The following is a 16,431-nucleotide window of genomic DNA, read 5'->3' as shown; positions in this document are numbered from 1 at the left end:
ATAACCTCCTTCTGATCTTAAATTTAATTCTTATCTATTCGCTATAATGTTACCTTCCGTGGATTAATTTGTAAAATAATTGAAATCATACAATCCTGCAGATGACAAAAAAGCGTGCGTTCCTCAGCTATAAGCCGTAAGACCGCACACTTTTTTAAATCAAAATTATTCTCCTACTTACTCGTACAAGTTACGGATCTCCACTCCCTGAGGAAGCTTGAATGGATTCTCCTTGTTAATTCGATCATAGAACATGATCCCATCGAGATGATCAATCTCATGCTGGATGATGATGGCTTGGTAGCCCTTAAATTTAAGGACCACTTCTTTACCCTCAAGATTATATCCCTTAACCTTCACAGATTCGTATCTCGGTACAAATCCATGCACTGGTCGATCAACGGACAGACATCCCTCACTCTCCGGTAAGTACACCATGGTTAGTGAGTGACTGATGATTTTAGGGTTAACCCAAGCATGCTCTACGATCTTTCCTCTCTCGTCCGTAGAATACATCACGAACATACGCTTCGTAAGTCCGATTTGATTCGCCGACAGGCCTACACCAGAGCGTAAATTGTATTCTTCGGAAATTTCCGGGTCCTGACTGTTCTTTAGAAACTGAAGCATACACTGCAGAGTCTCACGATCCTCCTCCTGCAAAGGAAGCTCCACTGGCCCAGCTACGGTACGAAGTACGGGATGACCTTCCCGTACAATATCATCCATAGTGATGATATATTCAGCACTGAATTTTGAACTAGACAATATTCCATCCACCTTTGCCTTACGGGCTTAATTTAAGTACTTATAATATAGTATGCAGATTTATGGATTAATGAAAGCAGTTCGCAGTTTGCTACTATAATTCACATCGAATCCAAGTCCGGTCGCCAATGCGGCAAGGGGAAGATAAGTTTTATCTTCTTTGCCTACCTTTTGCAGAAAAGCAGGGGTATCAATGGCTACATTCTGTCCATTCACCTTAATGAATTTACTGCCAATCGTGATTACGACAGTCCGTCCACCATATTCGATAGTTGCGCTAGAGGTCTTATTATCCCACTTTCCGTTAGCGCCTACGGCATTCAGAATATCTTTAAGCGCCAAGAAGTTCTGACCATTCTTAAGGATAGGTTTATTCGGTGTATTTAACTCTACACCCTTTACTACAATCGACATCGGTACAGTATCCGTAGCCATTGCTGCTACAGTAGGAATGCGGTATTCCCCCCATTGTAATTCAGCAAATACTTTTGCAATGGTCTCGTATCCGAGCTGCGTAGGGTGAAAATCCGCTTGTCCTGCCCCAATAATATGTGTGAGTGAGCCTTCTGAGCCGGCAAACTTTGCCGCCACATGAGCTACTAATACCTTTGCTCCTGGTTGATTTACGCTTGCGGCCACACGATCTGCCGAATCCGTAAATTGGGCTGCTGCGGTCATCAATTTGGTGTACATTGCACCAAGAGCAATCTTAGGAGCAGGCTGATATTGGTCAGCCAGTATAATTGTTGCTTGAGGATTTATCGCACGAATATTCTCAAGAGTCGCCTTCACATTCGTATTATAATCCGCTAGCTTCTGCTCCAGCTGAGATTCGAAATCTGTATCTGTCAGTTCCTTAACCTGTAAGAAAAGACGGCTTACATCATTCCCCCCAATTGTAATCGTAATCAGATCGGCTTCCTTGAGCTCTGATGCGATCTGCGGGGTTAACTTAGCGAACTGGTCTATCCGTGGATCTGGCAGACCTGACTGAATACCTTCAGCGGTAATCGCTGAGCCGTCCTTGATGGCTCCTGTGTAATTAAGTAGTCCAGCAGTGGTCAGTCCAAGAATACCATAATTGGTAAGCTCGCTTCTGCCATGATACCACCCCTGCTCCAGTAGCCGCTCCGCATAGCCGTAAGGCTTAGTATTCACATCCGTCATTCCCGGCTCGTATCCGGCAGTAATCGAATCGCCAAGAGCTACGATGCGAAAGACATCCTGACTTGCGTTTTGTGTTGCAGACGTGTCAGCCGCATTTGCCGATCCGGCACCTACACCAATTAGCACAGATAACAAAAGCATACCGCTTGTGCCAGCTGCTAAAATTCTTCTCCACTTGCTTAGCATCGTATCCCTCCCAAAATGTTCTAATTCTCATTCTACCATCCCTGATAGCAACGCAAAAGAGCGGCCTCCCATATTCGGGAAACCGCCCTGCAAATCACTATTCTATTCACAACTGGAAACCAATGTATTATTCTTTATCTGAATTCTCTTGTGAATTCAGATTCTTCCCGGCGCGCTCCAAATATTTATCATAACGATCGTCCAGTTCATGTCCAATCTTACGATAACGAAGCGTCTCCTCCACAATAGGATCCATTGTGGTCTGGATACGAATTTCATACTTCGGAGAGATTTCACGGATTTCTTTAGCAGTACGGTCACCCTGTTCCATCTCACCATCTACCAACATTTCACTTAGCTTGCGTTCCAGATCATCCTTCTCGCTCATGATGCATCGTCCTCCCTAAAGCTTATATCCTGTTGCTTCAGCATTCTTCAGTGACGAAACCAAATATTCGTGAATATGACCATTACTTGCTACTAAATGACGAGTGCCAATATCGTATGGACGACCAAGCGTATCCGTGATTCTGCCCCCTGATTCAAGGACTAGCAGCACTCCTGCAGCACAATCCCAAGGGCTTAAGCCTACTTCCCAGTATCCATCTACTCGACCCGCTGCTACATAAGCCAAATGTAGAGCAGCCGAACCTCCTGCACGAATACCACGAATCTGTGGAAGAACGCTCTGCAGTCCCGCCATATTCACAGGTTGTGCAAATTCACGGTCCGGCGGAAAGCCCATAGCAATCAAGCTGTCTCCAAAAACGTTCTCCGTAGAAACTGCCGTAGGAACACCATGCATATAGGCTCCCTTACCTTTTTCAGCTACGAACATCTCATCACGAATCGGATCGTAAATTACACCAACCGTTAATTCTCCACGAATCACCAAAGCAATAGAAACACAGTAAAAAGGAAATCCGTGTACAAAATTAGTCGTACCATCTACAGGATCTACAATCCACAGATATTCATGCTCACGAGCTTCTTCCAATGCAGCGGTTGCTGCTGCTGCACCCGGGGATACACCTTCTTCACCGAGGATCGCATGATCTGGAAAATGCGTCAGAATCAACCTGCGGATCATCTGTTCAACGCCTTTATCTACTTCCGTAACCAGATCTTGTGCCGATGTCTTCGTATTAAGCTCCTTCACCAGGCCCTGTCTGCTCTTTATCCATTCTCCTGCTTTGGCAGCAGCATTAATAGCTACCGCCGTATGTCCCTTGCTCGATACTACATAGGGTTCACGTTCGTTCTTACCCTCTGGTTTTAAAGGACTCATATCTTCACTCCGCTTCCTTGAACATAATCGCCATTGGCATGAAATTTAAAGCAATCCTTTTCACAATACCGTGCAATACGCCAAAACGTTCTCAAAGTTCCGCCATAAGGGATACCCAATTGGTAGTATGATCCCTTGAATGTTATTCATAATAAAGTTTCATTCAACGTACCCTATTTCAAGTTACATATCAAGTCATGATAGGACCCGTATTCGGGACCTATCGCCTTATTTTCATTGTTTAAGGTTCGATATTCACACTTGCCCCATTTAATACGGAAATTCCGTTACCGGCATCAGCCAGCTCCTTCATTGCTTCCATCAATCCAAATAACGCACCATCTTTTAGTTTCGCCTCAATCATAACATCGACAGCAGGAGTATCTGCGGCAATACGCTTTAAAAAGGCTACTAATGGCGCGGGTTCTACGCCGTCTGCATGACTGCGTGGGTCAGACGGACTGCGCGGACTAGAGACATGAATCTTAGGCGGCAAAAGCTCTCCCGCTGGAACATCCTTCAGTGAAAGCTCGCTCCGCCATGTCTGTTGAATGTCAGGCCATAGCTCCCAAGGGAGCTCTCCTTCATTATTCACCCATTGATGGTGAATATCCAGCACCATCGGCAGACCTACATTCTGACAAACCGCTAGTGTCTCCGGGGCTGTGAAGGTCTTATCATCATTCTCCAGCGTAATACGCTCCTGCAGCGCTGCTGGCAGCTCGCAGAAATGCTTCTCGAACCGCTTGGCTGCCACCGGCTTGTCCCCATAGGCTCCGCCAATATGAATATTATTCTTCGCCATGGCAGGAAGTCCCATGGCATTTAGCATGTCCGTATGGTGCTGCAAATCCCGGATTGAACTTACAAGCACCTCAGGACGGGGTGTACTAAGCACTGTAAAGTGATCTGGATGAAAGGACACCCGCATCCCATGTTTTTTCACATATTGCCCCACTTCCGCGAATTCCTCTGCGAGCGCAGCAAACGGATTCCAATCCTGTAAATCAGGATGCGTCGCCAGAGGAATTAACTTGGAAGTGAGACGGTACACAAAGATGTCCGAACCCACATTATGCTTCATTAGTCGCAGCGTATTGTGCAGATTCATCCGAGCGAGGTTCTCCAAGCGCCGAAGTGCCGCTTCACGGTCATCCAGCTTCTTGAAGGAGGCCATCGTCATAGTCTTGGATGGTGAGCAGTCTTTGATAACGGTGGACATCGCTACATATCCAAAACGGACAATCATCCCTGCGCTCCAAAAAACATTTCATCTGCTAGTGCAGTCTGCACTTTGGACTCTTCTTCATTCAATTTACGCACGAGTTCCATTTCGACCGCTGTAACCTCATGCCCCTGAAAATTAATCTCTGCAATCGAGGCAGAGATTTTGACAATCGCTACAGCTACATTCTCAGGTGTGTAGGCAATCACCTTCTGACCCGTCGGATACACGCGAAAGCCCTGCTTCACCATTTTGGTACGACCGTACTCCAGCAACTCATAGAGCTCTTGTTCATTCTTGAACTTACAGACGGAATTGAATTCAGTTTGAAAACCCATATTTCTTCGCCCCTTTCCAGTCGGGATGAACCCGCTAGCAGCTTCAATTACTCGTTGTCATACTTAAGACCTTGTTTGAAATTATAGCGCTCTAAAGCTAACTCAATCATACGGTCTAACAGAGCTCTATAAGATACACCTGTCTCACGCCACAATAGCGGATACATGCTGTAAGGTGTGAAGCCAGGCATAGTGTTCACTTCGTTTATTAGAATTTTACCATCCGATCTCCGCAGGAAGAAGTCCGCCCGAGTAATACCACTACCCTCAATGGCTCTAAAAGCGGTTATCGCGGACTCCCGCAGACGATCGGCAACTTCAGAATCTACTGGCGCAGGAATCATCATTTGCGATTTGCCGTCCGTATACTTAGCTGCGTAGTCATAATATTCTCCAGAAGAAACGATTTCACCCGGGACAGAGGCCTCTGGCTCATCATTTCCGAGCACCCCGACCTCTACCTCACGAGCATCCACGAATTCCTCAATAATGACTTTGGTGTCATAACGGAAGGCAAAATCTATAGCTTTTATAAGACTTTCCTTATCAGAAGCCTTAGAAATACCTACACTTGAGCCCAAATTTGCAGGCTTAACGAATACTGGATACCCCAGTTTATCCTCTACACCCACAATCAACTCATGACTTTTTCTTTTCCAAGCGCTGATGTTAAAATAACAATATTCACACTGGTCCAGACCGGCATCAGCGAACAGCTTCTTCATGACAACCTTATCCATACCTGCCGAAGAGGCAAGAACACCAGCCCCGATGTAAGGAATATTCGCCATTTCGAACAACCCTTGAATCGTTCCGTCCTCACCATACGTGCCATGCAGCAGCGGGAACATGACGTCCACCGTTTTTTCAGCACCGGACAGTCCACTAAATACTACATTCAGGGCTGTGCCCATATCTTCAGTTGCATCTGAAAGCTTGAGCTGCTCTACCTCACTATAAGGTGCCGATAATGTCTCTCCGACTTTCCATAAACCCTGTTTTGAAATGTAAAAAGGGATAATCTCATATTTATCGTAATCAAATGAGTTCATCACGGCAAAAGCCGTCTGTAGCGATACCTCATGTTCTCCGGATTTGCCCCCGTACACTAGCCCTACGGTTAGTTTTGCATTCCCCATACCTTTATTACCTCTTTCTGTCTTATAAATAGTCGTTAATATGAAAAAAACGGTATTTCGTTTGATCCGTCCAAGCGTAGGAATCACGATAGTCCCAGAAGCGATGACGGCTGCTAACTGTACGTGCATTCACAAGCGGCATGCCACCAGCATCAAAGGCTGTGACGATCGTGCTGTGCTGATATTGCCCGTTGCCATCCCAGTCATATTGAATGATATCGCCAAGCATCAATTGCTCCGGCCGCTCCATCACTTCCGCACGCAAGCCATTGCTCCGGCTAACGCTCAAATAGCGCTGCAGACTGTCTGATACAGCCCAGCTATAACTCCACCATTCTTGTTTCCCTTGGTAGCCTTTGTACCACCAACCCGTTTCTCTTTTACCAGTATAGTTGATAGGTGCTCCCCCTGCAAAGAGGCATTGGGAGACATAATTCGTACAATCCACCTCAAATGTTTCGAACTCTGGATTACCGTCTTTCCACCAACGGTCGGCATAAGCCACCGCTTCTTCACGGTTGTAGCGAACCTCTCTTGAGCCCGGGATCTCCCCCAGAATATTCCGGTTCAGAAGAGGCTGTGATGGCAACGGAGCTGGTAAAGCTTCACCCCACTTGGACAATCTGCCAGATAACTCTACCTCTGCTCTATGAACCGTATTTCTTTCGGGAATGGTTCGTTCTATAGCAGCGATTTCCCAGCCCCCTCCGTCTCGTACAAAGGTCAACCGCTCCAGCTCAACCCTATCCTCGCGGTGGTTAACGCCTCCTTTTTCATAATAAAGTGCACTATGCAGCGTAACCTCTGCTACCACCTCAGTCGGAGTCTGCCGGACGGTCCGTAAAGTCTTTACACCTGTTTCCCCCCGTAGCGGAGTGATCCCACGAGCGTTATACCATTCAGCGATTCGGCGTGAACGTTCCCCTTGCTCCACCAAAAAGCGTGGATCCTTAACGGACACGGAAACGGTTTGCGATGAGGACTTAGGTTCCACCCTGGCCTTATTCACTTGATCTACATATACATATAGACTTTGCTTCCATTGTTGCTCCATTATACTCGCACCCCTTCATTCCCTTTTAACTGCTGCTCTATGTATATGAAAGGAAACAGGCCGCTATACAGATCGCTTCAATTTACATGGCAAGGCATACGCTTTGCTTATAGCTCTCGTTTTTGGGGTAACTCTAAATGGTTTTAGAGATGCGATATTAGGGCTTTATATATAGGAAAAAAAACTTTACTCCCCTCTTTGTAACCGTTATAATTAAATAACATGCAATGTGAAATTGAGTTTCAATAGATGAAACAAGGAGGCGCACATATGCCAAGCAAGGATCATTTCTCGTTGGCCCGTACCCTAGAATCAGGTGGCAAATCTTATCGCTATTATGATCTTAACTCCCTTGAGGAACAAGGATTGGGCTCTATCTCTTCCCTTCCTTTTTCAATCAAAGTATTACTTGAAGCAGCTGTTCGTCAGTTTGACGGACGGGCAATTACAGAAGAACACGTGAAACAATTGGCTGATTGGTCAGGTGACATTGACCGCAATAAAGAAATTCCGTTTATCCCTGCTCGTATCGTACTTCAGGACTTTACCGGTGTACCGGTAGTCGTAGATCTGGCAGCTATGCGTGATACCGTAAAGAAAGCCGGAGGAGATCCTAAACAGATCAACCCGCTCGTTCCCGTTGACCTTGTAATTGACCACTCTGTTATGGTTGATGCTTTCGGTACGGCAGATGCTTTGGAATACAATATGAACGTGGAGTTTGAGCGTAACGAGGAACGCTACCGTTTCCTTCGCTGGGCACAGACCGCTTTCAATAACTTCCGTGCAGTTCCTCCAGCTACCGGTATCGTGCATCAGGTGAATTTGGAGTATTTGGCTTCCGTAGCCACTACTAAAACTATCGATGGTGAAACTGTCGTTTATCCAGATTCCCTTGTTGGAACGGACTCCCACACTACGATGATCAACGGACTTGGTGTTGTAGGCTGGGGTGTTGGCGGTATTGAAGCTGAAGCAGGTATGCTCGGACAACCGCTCTATTTTGTTACACCAGATGTAGTGGGCTTCAAGCTTACAGGCAGCCTTATCGAAGGGGCTACAGCAACAGACTTGGCACTGACAGTAACTGAAATGTTGCGTAAAAAAGGCGTAGTCGGCAAATTCGTCGAATTCTACGGTCCTGGTCTTGCTAACATCAGTCTTGCTGACCGGGCAACAGTTGCTAACATGGCGCCAGAATACGGAGCAACGATCGGTTTCTTCCCTGTAGATGAAGAGACACTTGCTTATTTGCGCAGCACAGGTCGTCCGGATGATTTGGTAGAGCTCGTTGAATCTTATTACAAAGCACAAGGGATGTTCCGCACTTCGGATACACCAGATCCTGAGTTCAGCGATGTAATTGAACTTGACCTAGCTTCTGTCGTTCCAAGCTTGGCTGGACCAAAACGTCCGCAAGACCGGATTGAGCTTACCCACATGAAAGAAAATTTTGAAGGTATTATCCGTACACCTGTAGACAAAGGCGGTTATGGCCTCAGCGATGAGAAAATCGCCCAAGTTGTAGAAATAGAGCATAAGAATGGTACCACTAGCAAGCTCAGTACAGGCGCAGTCGTAATCGCAGCTATTACAAGCTGTACGAATACTTCTAACCCTAGCGTTATGCTTGGAGCAGGTCTTTTGGCGAAAAAAGCGGTGGAACGTGGACTGACCAAACCAGCATACGTTAAGAGCAGCTTGACTCCAGGATCATTGGTAGTTACTGAATATTTGGAAAAAGCAGACCTGCTGAAGCCACTTGAAGCACTGGGCTTCTACTTGGCGGGATATGGCTGTGCTACTTGTATCGGTAACTCCGGTCCACTGCCTGAAGAGGTTAGCCAAGCCATTACTGATAACGATATGACCGTCGCTGCTGTAATCTCCGGTAACCGTAACTTTGAAGGCCGTGTACATGCTCAGGTCAAAGCCAACTACTTGGCTTCACCACCGCTCGTAGTTGCTTATGCACTGGCTGGTACGGTAAATATCGATTTGCAGACTGAACCGCTCGGATTTGATCCACAAGGTGAGCCAGTATTCCTGAAAGATATTTGGCCTACGACTGCTGAAATTCGTGAAGCGATTGGTCTTTCCCTTAGCCCAGAGATGTTCCGCCGTAAATACGAGAATGTATTCACTGCTAACGAACGCTGGAATTCGATCCCTGTTCCGCAAGGCGAGTTGTATGAGTGGGATGATAATTCCACGTATATTCAGAACCCGCCATTCTTTGAGCATCTGGCAGACGGTCTGGGAGACATCAAAGATATCAAGGACGCACGCGTTCTAGCGCTGCTAGCTGATTCCGTGACCACCGACCATATCTCACCTGCAGGTAATATCTCTACTTCTGGTCCTGCCGGCGAATATTTGCGCGATCATGGTGTTGAACGCGCAGACTTCAACTCCTACGGCTCACGCCGCGGAAATCATGAAGTCATGATGCGTGGTACATTCGCTAATATTCGGATTCGTAATGCAGTAGCTCCAGGTACAGAAGGCGGAGTTACAACCTTCCTGCCAAGCGATGAAGTCATGTCCATCTATGACGCTTCCATGCTGTATCAGGACGCTGGACAGAATCTCATCGTTATCGCCGGTAAAGAATACGGCACAGGAAGCTCACGTGACTGGGCTGCCAAGGGCACGCTTCTGTTGGGTGTTAAAGCTGTTATCGCTGAGAGCTTTGAGCGGATTCACCGCAGCAATCTGGTTGGTATGGGTGTGCTTCCACTGCAATTCCAGGAAGGACACGGCTGGAGCAGCTTGGGACTGACCGGACGCGAGACCTTCAATATTACTGGACTTGATAACGAGGTGCTGCCAGGACAAGAACTCACTGTCACCGCAACCCGCGAAGACGGTACTCAGTTCGATTTCCCTGTCACAGCACGTCTCGACAGCACGGTTGATATTGATTACTATCGCAATGGTGGTATTCTACAAACTGTGCTTCGTCAAATGCTGGCAGATGCCACAGATTCTTCGGCTGTGTCGGTAGAATAGATTTAATAAAGGACTGTCTCATGGTCAGGAATGACCATGAGACAGTCCTTTTTTTTGGGTGCCCCAGTAGCCGATTGTTGGCTGCTGGGGCCTCTTTGTTGTGTGAGGCCCTTTCCTGAGTCTGGTGGGCTAAGGGGGTGATTAGGATCTTCTGAGTCTGAAAGGCTCCGGCGTTGTAGGTTTCATGCTTAATAATGCAAGTCGAGCGGAGTCACTTTGGAAGCTTGCTTTCAAAGTGACTTAGCGGCGGAGGGGTGAATAACCGCACGGGTCACAGACATTCCGGCTCTGGCATTGTGACGTTAGGCTTTGCCATATATCCCAGCATAATTACTCAAGGATTGCCAAAAGTAGCACTGAGTCGCTTAGTCTTCATTTACCCGTTATTAGCTAAAGCAAGCTGCCCTTCCAAAAAACAAACAGCGATCCTCCAGTAACGGAGTGATCGCTGCTCTACTTCATAATACATGCATATTCTTCTTATGGAATCATCATACCCATTTCACTTGCTGCTTCCTTTAAGATGGCGGCATACTCCACTAACGTATCCCTAGACAGACGGCTGACCGGCCCTGACAGCGATAACGCCGCAATCACATTTCCACTACGGCCTGTGACAGGTACCGCCACAGCGGCCGCACCAGACTCACGTTCTTCGAAACTCGTGGCATACCCCAGCCGGATGATCTCATTAAGCTGCTCTTTATATACTTCCTTCTCAACGTAATCCGGCCACTCCGAGCTCTCCAGCAGTTCTCTCAACACCTCAGGTGGTGCATATGCTGCCAGCACTTTACTCGACGCTCCTACAGATAATGGCAGCCTCGCACCGATCTGTGCGACTCGACGAATTGCCTGCTGGCTCTGTACTGCCTGAATACGCACGCGTTCAATACCATCCCGTAAGTAAAGACTGACCGTCTCACCGAGTCGATCTCTCAGCCGTTCCATAGATGGTAGTAATACCGCTGCCGACTCGTCATAGGCAGGCAGATGTGTGGACAACTCCCAAATTCGTATACCCAGTCTATATTTTTCTGTCGCCGGATTGCGAATGAGAAATCCCTTTTCCTCGAGTGTTGCCAGCAATCTGTGGACTGTACTCTTATGTAAATCAATCTTTGATGCGATCTCTGTCAACCCTAAATCACTATCCTGCGTAAAACAAAGTAATATGTCGAGCGCACGTTCTACCGCGCGTACCGTTAACTTTCGGTCCTCCACAGTAATCCCCCCTCGTGTTTCATCAAATGAAACGCGGTTACATTATTATTAATTCTATCTTAGTGCAAAACTCTACGGAAAGTCCAGTATATTCACTGAGCCGGAAAAGACTGGCCCGCACTTTACAGTTATATTACAAAAGGGTCCAATTCATTGACTTTGTAAGGGCTTAAACATACGATAAACATATTAATATATTACTGATGCTTTAGAATCATTTTCGACAAATTATCCTAGGCACTAGTACTCACATCATACTTAGGAGGGGACCTTATGGATCTGACAACCAGCCAAACCGGCACGTCAGTCTCCCGTCGTCCTAAACTACCTAAACAGGGCAGTTCATCACGACTTTCGCTGCGGATGATACGTGTTAAGCATATTATCGTTGCATTGTTATTATCTATATTTTTCTTTTTAGTATTTTGTTTTGTCTCACTTCATGGCTACATCGCCTGGGTGCTGTCCAATCCAACGGTTGCTCCTCTGTACTCCAATCCTATGATTGCCAAGGGTCTCGCCTACGAGGATGTTACCTTTCCGGCTAAGGACGGCAGTCGCATGATGAGCGGTTGGTATATCCCAGCCAAGGACGCCACTAAAACTATCATATTCAGTCATGGCTATGGTGCCAACCGCGAAGAGTCTTGGGTACCCATGTACGATCTCGCTCACTATGCACACAGTCTGAATTTCAATGTCGTAATGTTTGATTACGGCTTTGCTGCCCAAGGGAACAAGGATATTGCAACCGGTGGCAAAAAAGAATCTCAGCAGCTTCTAGGCGCCATTGATTTCGCTAAGGAACGCGGGGCACAAGAGCTCGTTGTTTGGGGCTTCTCTATGGGTGCTGGCACAGCACTGCAAGCAGGATTAGTATCTGAGGATATCGACGCGATGATTCTGGACAGTACCTTTTTGCTAGAACCAGACACGCTGTATCATAATATTAAGCAGAATATCGACCTACCGCGCCAGCCTTCTCTGGCGATCATGGAAATGCTGTTCCCGGTACTGAACGGTACAGGATTAGATCAAATTCCTTATGCAAAGGTTAAATCCAAAGACTATCCTTTCCCTATCCTGTTCATGCATGGAACCAAAGACGATAAAGCTCCTTATCCTATTGCCGAAGAACTGGCAGCGAACCAGAACAATCCTTTCTCTGATTCTTGGATCATTGAAGGTAGTCATCACGAGCTATTGTTCCGCGAGCATCCCCGTGAGTATTTACGGCGGGTCTCCGCTTTCTTAGGGAATGTTCATCTAGCTAAAAGTACTAAGGGTGATCAGCCAGCGATGGCAAGTAATTAACTAAACGATAATAACCAATCGAACAGCCTCTTCCAGGGACAGAAAGAAGTGTCCCCCAAGGAAGAGGCTGTTTTCGTCTCCAGAATAGAAGAAGCCCGAGGAGCGACAGCACTCGAGATGTATGTTCTTCATAACCTTCCAAGACCGTTCATATAATGGACTGATGAAGACATATCACGGGAGGTTTTCTTGGCATGCTATATGTATACGGGCCGATGCTGCCAGTACGTATTTTGGAAGAAATCGTATTTTGGAAGACACAAGAGAAAGAGCATACTGAAGTCATCAAAGCGATCGTGCCAAAATTAGAGGAGCCTTATGTGAAACTCCTCGATGAATGGGCCGTTGTTTTCGGTGCAACTGAGCAGGCGGCACAGCAGCTATTGAATGCCGCTCTCTCTGCTTCTCCACCGCCACAGGCGGAACTCACTGCAGAAACTGAGAAACTGCTACATATCTCCTGCAATCAATCCCAAGAATTCGTTCGGCAGCTCTTTGCCATCATGGAGAGTAGCGCAGCGGTCAAAGCTGTCCCCCTTGCAACTACTGTGATTCTGCATATTATTCGCGAATCAGAATACTTCCTAGCCGTACTGCAGACACTCAGCTCGCCCGGAAAGCTTTCACAAGTCATGCGCGATTACACAGAAGATTATGTCGTAAACATCGATACAGACAATACCCTGCGGAATGATGGATTCACTACTTTTACTGACACTGTGCCTGATATCCGCGATAAAAACGACGCGGTACCCATTGGCGGCCATACACTACCTCCCTTGCCTTACGCCTATAATGCACTAGAACCTTATATTGACGAAAAGACGATGAGAATTCATCACGATAAGCACCATCAAAGTTATGTAGACGGATTAAACAAGGCAGAAGTTAAACTAGCGGATTCCCGTAAGAACGGGGACTTCGATCTCGTTAAGCATTGGGAGCGAGAGTTAGCCTTTAATGGTGCAGGCCATTATCTCCACACGATCTTTTGGAACGTGATGTCTCCACAAGGAGGCGGACGCCCAACAGGAGCTTTACTAGAAGCTATAGATCAAAGCTTTGGAAGTTATGACAGCTTTAAGAAGCAGTTCACCGAGGCCGCGAATAAAGTAGAAGGTGGCGGATGGGCCATTCTCGTCTGGAGCCCGCGCAGCCATAGACTAGAGATTCTTACTGCAGAAAAACATCAGAATTTATCGCAATGGGACGTTGTTCCACTCTTAGCCTTGGATGTATGGGAACACGCCTACTATTTGAAGCATCAGAATAATCGTGCGGATTATATTAACGATTGGTGGAAGGTCGTCAACTGGCCATATGTGTCAGAACGTTATGCTGCCGCTAGTAAACTGGCATGGAAGCCTTATTGATCTTATTCCACTTTGTAGGGAAGATAAAGTTTATTCCCATTTACTGACCCAAAAGGACCCATCGTTCACAAAAAGTGAATGATGGGTCCTTCTAATTCGAGGTATAAACACCTCTATATACTATTCTTTAATCAAGTTTAGAAACTCCGCACGAGCGGCGGCGTCCTCCCGGAAGACCCCTCTAGTAGACATGGTTACCGTCTTGCTCCCCGGCTTCTTTACTCCGCGTGCACACATACAAAGATGTTCACCTTCCACAACGACCATAACTCCGTGAGGGCTTAATACCTCCGTCATAATATCCGCAATTTGAGTCGTAATACGTTCTTGCACCTGCAAACGCCGACTCACTGCTTCAACAAGGCGAGCTAGTTTGCTGAGTCCAGCAATACGTCCGCTCGGAACGTATCCAATATGCACTTTACCAAAGAAAGGAGCCATGTGATGCTCACATTGGCTGTAATAGACGATATCCTTCACGATCACTAGCTCTTCATGAGACTCATCAAAAGTAACACCGAGCGCCTCGCGGGGATCTATCGAATAACCGCCGAATATCTCCTCGTACATCCGCGTAACGCGGGCTGGTGTTTCAAGCAGTCCCTCGCGGCCGGTATCTTCACCGATTAATTCTAATATTTTCTCAACGTGATACTCGATTTGCTCACGGTTCTCTGATACTTTACCGTTCACGTATTCATTGATGTTCCCCATGATGTCTCCCCCTTCCGCACCCGTATAAATTCTATCCGGACCCGGTTACTTACTTCTACGTTTATTCCCTTTAGCTGCTCCTGGGCGGGCGCCTGTCTGGTTCTGATTCTTCATCATCTGTTGGGCACGTTGCATTTGTTTCCCATTCAGGTTATAACCCATTTGTTTTGCAACCTTTTGCAGCATTTCAGGATCATTCTGCATAGTTGTCATTTGTCTGCGCAGATAATATACACCGATGAAAAAACCACCGATGAGACCTACGACCAATGTAATAATAGGTAATGCGATATTCATCTAAAGCCCACCTCTACACTCTATTGTCTACATCGCCAAATGGCGCGCGAATCTATCATAGCATTTCGAGAACTGTACAGCAATTGGGAATATGCATCCTGTCTATGATCTTTTTCCTTCATTAACTTCACTGTCCTCTCATGCCTGCTTCGCAGTTAGGAGTACATCCTGTGCCCGGTTCAGCATTTGCCTTACTGTGTCATGCTCCTCGCGTTCTAAAGCCGATTCAACAGCAGCTAGAGCCTGCTCACCACCGATACGTCCCAGCGCCCAAGCAGCAGTGCCTCGCATCTCTGGACGCGGCTCTTTCAGAACAATATCTGTTAGCTTTGGCACAGCCCCCACTTCCTTAAAATTGCCGAGGGCGATGATCGCATTTCGTTGCATCGGCTTTTTGCCTCTCCAGGCAGCCGAGCTATTGCCGAATCTCTCTTTGAATTCACGATTGCTAAGATCCAGGATCGGCATTAACAATGGCTTCACGATCTCAGGATCTGGTTGCATCTGAGGGCGATGATTCCAGTTCTTCCCCCTATTCTTAGGACATACAATCTGGCAGGTGTCACAGCCGTATAGACGGTTCCCAATCTTGGTCATGTATTCGTCGCTCAGAAACCCTTTAGTCTGCGTCAGAAAAGAAATACAGGCCTGCGCATTCAATTGACCCGGACCCACCAGCGCGCCGGTCGGGCAGGCATCAATACACTTGGTACAATCCCCGCAGCCTTCTTCGACAGGCTCGTCCGGAGCAAAAGGAATATTCGTAACCATCTCCCCTAGATAAATCCAAGATCCCCATTTAGGTGAGATGATAGAACAGTTTTTGCCGCTGAAGCCTATTCCCGCTCTTTCCGCGACCGCTCTATCCACCAGTACGCCGGTATCCACCATACTTTCCAGCACAGCCTCCGGTACACGTTCATGGATAAAGTCCTCTAGCTTACTTAATGCCTCTCTCAGCACATGATGATAATCCCTGCCCCATGATGCCCGGGCGAGAATGCCTCTACGCGCACCCGGTTCAGATTTCGGAGGATCCACCATTTTGGAGGGATAGGCCACAGCAATCGAAATAATAGACAAGGGCTTGTCCCCAGAGCTCAGTGCGGGGATCGTCCTTTTATCCAAATCCGGTTCCTCGAAACCAGATTCGTAACCTTTGTCACGATGGTCTTGCAGAATATTTTTTAAATATAAAAAAGGCTCCGCAGTTGTAAACCCGATATCATCAATACCGAGTGATGACGCAGCCTCCTGAATTTCCGCTTTAAGCTGTGCCCACTTGGAAGGCGGGGGAGCATAAGGTGACTGAGATGTATCGTTCATTTCCGC

The 16,431-nt window shown here is 47.0% G+C and carries 14 protein-coding genes and 1 pseudogene; 3 read left to right on the top strand and 12 right to left on the bottom strand.

The window, feature by feature from the left end; translation table 11 throughout:
• Nucleotides 1-177 precede the first annotated feature (177 nt).
• From def to ACDZ28_RS11470, 8 genes are all read right to left on the bottom strand, one after another.
• Nucleotides 178-729, bottom strand: a complete 552-nt coding sequence (gene def, locus ACDZ28_RS11505; RefSeq protein WP_339291225.1) for a peptide deformylase — start codon at nucleotides 727-729, stop codon at nucleotides 178-180.
• A gap of 99 nt (nucleotides 730-828) precedes the next feature.
• Nucleotides 829-2,121, bottom strand: coding sequence for a stalk domain-containing protein (locus ACDZ28_RS11500; protein ID WP_042123961.1), 1,293 nt, complete (start codon nucleotides 2,119-2,121; stop codon nucleotides 829-831).
• Between the two features lie 127 nt (nucleotides 2,122-2,248).
• Complete coding sequence (locus tag ACDZ28_RS11495) at nucleotides 2,249-2,509, bottom strand: hypothetical protein (RefSeq protein ID WP_042123959.1); 261 nt, start codon at nucleotides 2,507-2,509, stop codon at nucleotides 2,249-2,251.
• A 15-nt stretch (nucleotides 2,510-2,524) separates the two neighbouring features.
• Nucleotides 2,525-3,409, bottom strand: a complete 885-nt coding sequence (locus ACDZ28_RS11490) for an inositol monophosphatase family protein (protein WP_042123958.1) — start codon at nucleotides 3,407-3,409, stop codon at nucleotides 2,525-2,527.
• A gap of 241 nt (nucleotides 3,410-3,650) precedes the next feature.
• Nucleotides 3,651-4,658 (bottom strand): UV DNA damage repair endonuclease UvsE, encoded by a 1,008-nt coding sequence (uvsE, locus tag ACDZ28_RS11485; RefSeq protein ID WP_076116826.1) that lies wholly within the window; start codon nucleotides 4,656-4,658, stop codon nucleotides 3,651-3,653.
• A complete protein-coding gene (locus tag ACDZ28_RS11480; protein WP_042123954.1) occupies nucleotides 4,655-4,972 on the bottom strand; it encodes a hypothetical protein in 318 nt (105 codons plus the stop codon). Before ACDZ28_RS11480 ends, uvsE begins: the two co-directional genes overlap by 4 nt.
• Before the next feature lie 47 nt (nucleotides 4,973-5,019).
• Complete coding sequence (locus ACDZ28_RS11475; protein WP_339289072.1) at nucleotides 5,020-6,111, bottom strand: D-alanine--D-alanine ligase; 1,092 nt, start codon at nucleotides 6,109-6,111, stop codon at nucleotides 5,020-5,022.
• 22 nt (nucleotides 6,112-6,133) lie between these two features.
• Complete coding sequence (locus tag ACDZ28_RS11470) at nucleotides 6,134-7,165, bottom strand: amidase domain-containing protein (RefSeq protein ID WP_081953979.1); 1,032 nt, start codon at nucleotides 7,163-7,165, stop codon at nucleotides 6,134-6,136.
• A 270-nt stretch (nucleotides 7,166-7,435) separates the two neighbouring features.
• Between ACDZ28_RS11470 and acnA the strand changes: the two genes are divergently transcribed.
• A complete protein-coding gene (acnA, locus tag ACDZ28_RS11465; protein WP_042123947.1) occupies nucleotides 7,436-10,177 on the top strand; it encodes an aconitate hydratase AcnA in 2,742 nt (913 codons plus the stop codon).
• A 480-nt stretch (nucleotides 10,178-10,657) separates the two neighbouring features.
• On the opposite strand, the gene ACDZ28_RS11460 is transcribed toward acnA, so the two are convergent.
• A complete protein-coding gene (locus ACDZ28_RS11460) occupies nucleotides 10,658-11,401 on the bottom strand; it encodes an IclR family transcriptional regulator (protein WP_375104714.1) in 744 nt (247 codons plus the stop codon).
• 273 nt (nucleotides 11,402-11,674) lie between these two features.
• On the opposite strand from ACDZ28_RS11460, the gene ACDZ28_RS11455 reads away from it, so the two are divergent.
• Nucleotides 11,675-12,715, top strand: coding sequence for an alpha/beta hydrolase (locus tag ACDZ28_RS11455; protein WP_339289070.1), 1,041 nt, complete (start codon nucleotides 11,675-11,677; stop codon nucleotides 12,713-12,715).
• A gap of 194 nt (nucleotides 12,716-12,909) precedes the next feature.
• Nucleotides 12,910-14,088: a Fe-Mn family superoxide dismutase gene (locus ACDZ28_RS11450; RefSeq protein WP_375104713.1), complete on the top strand. Its 1,179-nt coding sequence runs from the start codon at nucleotides 12,910-12,912 to the stop codon at nucleotides 14,086-14,088.
• 120 nt (nucleotides 14,089-14,208) lie between these two features.
• Here the strand turns inward: ACDZ28_RS11450 and folE are convergent, their stop codons facing one another.
• From folE to queG, 3 genes and pseudogenes are all read right to left on the bottom strand, one after another.
• Complete coding sequence (gene folE, locus ACDZ28_RS11445; RefSeq protein ID WP_375104712.1) at nucleotides 14,209-14,802, bottom strand: GTP cyclohydrolase I FolE; 594 nt, start codon at nucleotides 14,800-14,802, stop codon at nucleotides 14,209-14,211.
• 45 nt (nucleotides 14,803-14,847) lie between these two features.
• Nucleotides 14,848-15,099 (bottom strand): YneF family protein, encoded by a 252-nt coding sequence (locus ACDZ28_RS11440; RefSeq protein WP_042123938.1) that lies wholly within the window; start codon nucleotides 15,097-15,099, stop codon nucleotides 14,848-14,850.
• A gap of 144 nt (nucleotides 15,100-15,243) precedes the next feature.
• A pseudogene (gene queG / locus ACDZ28_RS11435) lies at nucleotides 15,244-16,425 on the bottom strand (tRNA epoxyqueuosine(34) reductase QueG); the annotation flags it as partial.
• Nucleotides 16,426-16,431: the final 6 nt, after the last annotated feature.

Origin of the sequence: Paenibacillus sp. RS8, assembly GCF_041956825.1 — a bacterium.
Classification (GTDB): domain Bacteria; phylum Bacillota; class Bacilli; order Paenibacillales; family Paenibacillaceae; genus Paenibacillus_AQ.
This window is presented reverse-complemented; position numbering and strand designations above follow the sequence as displayed.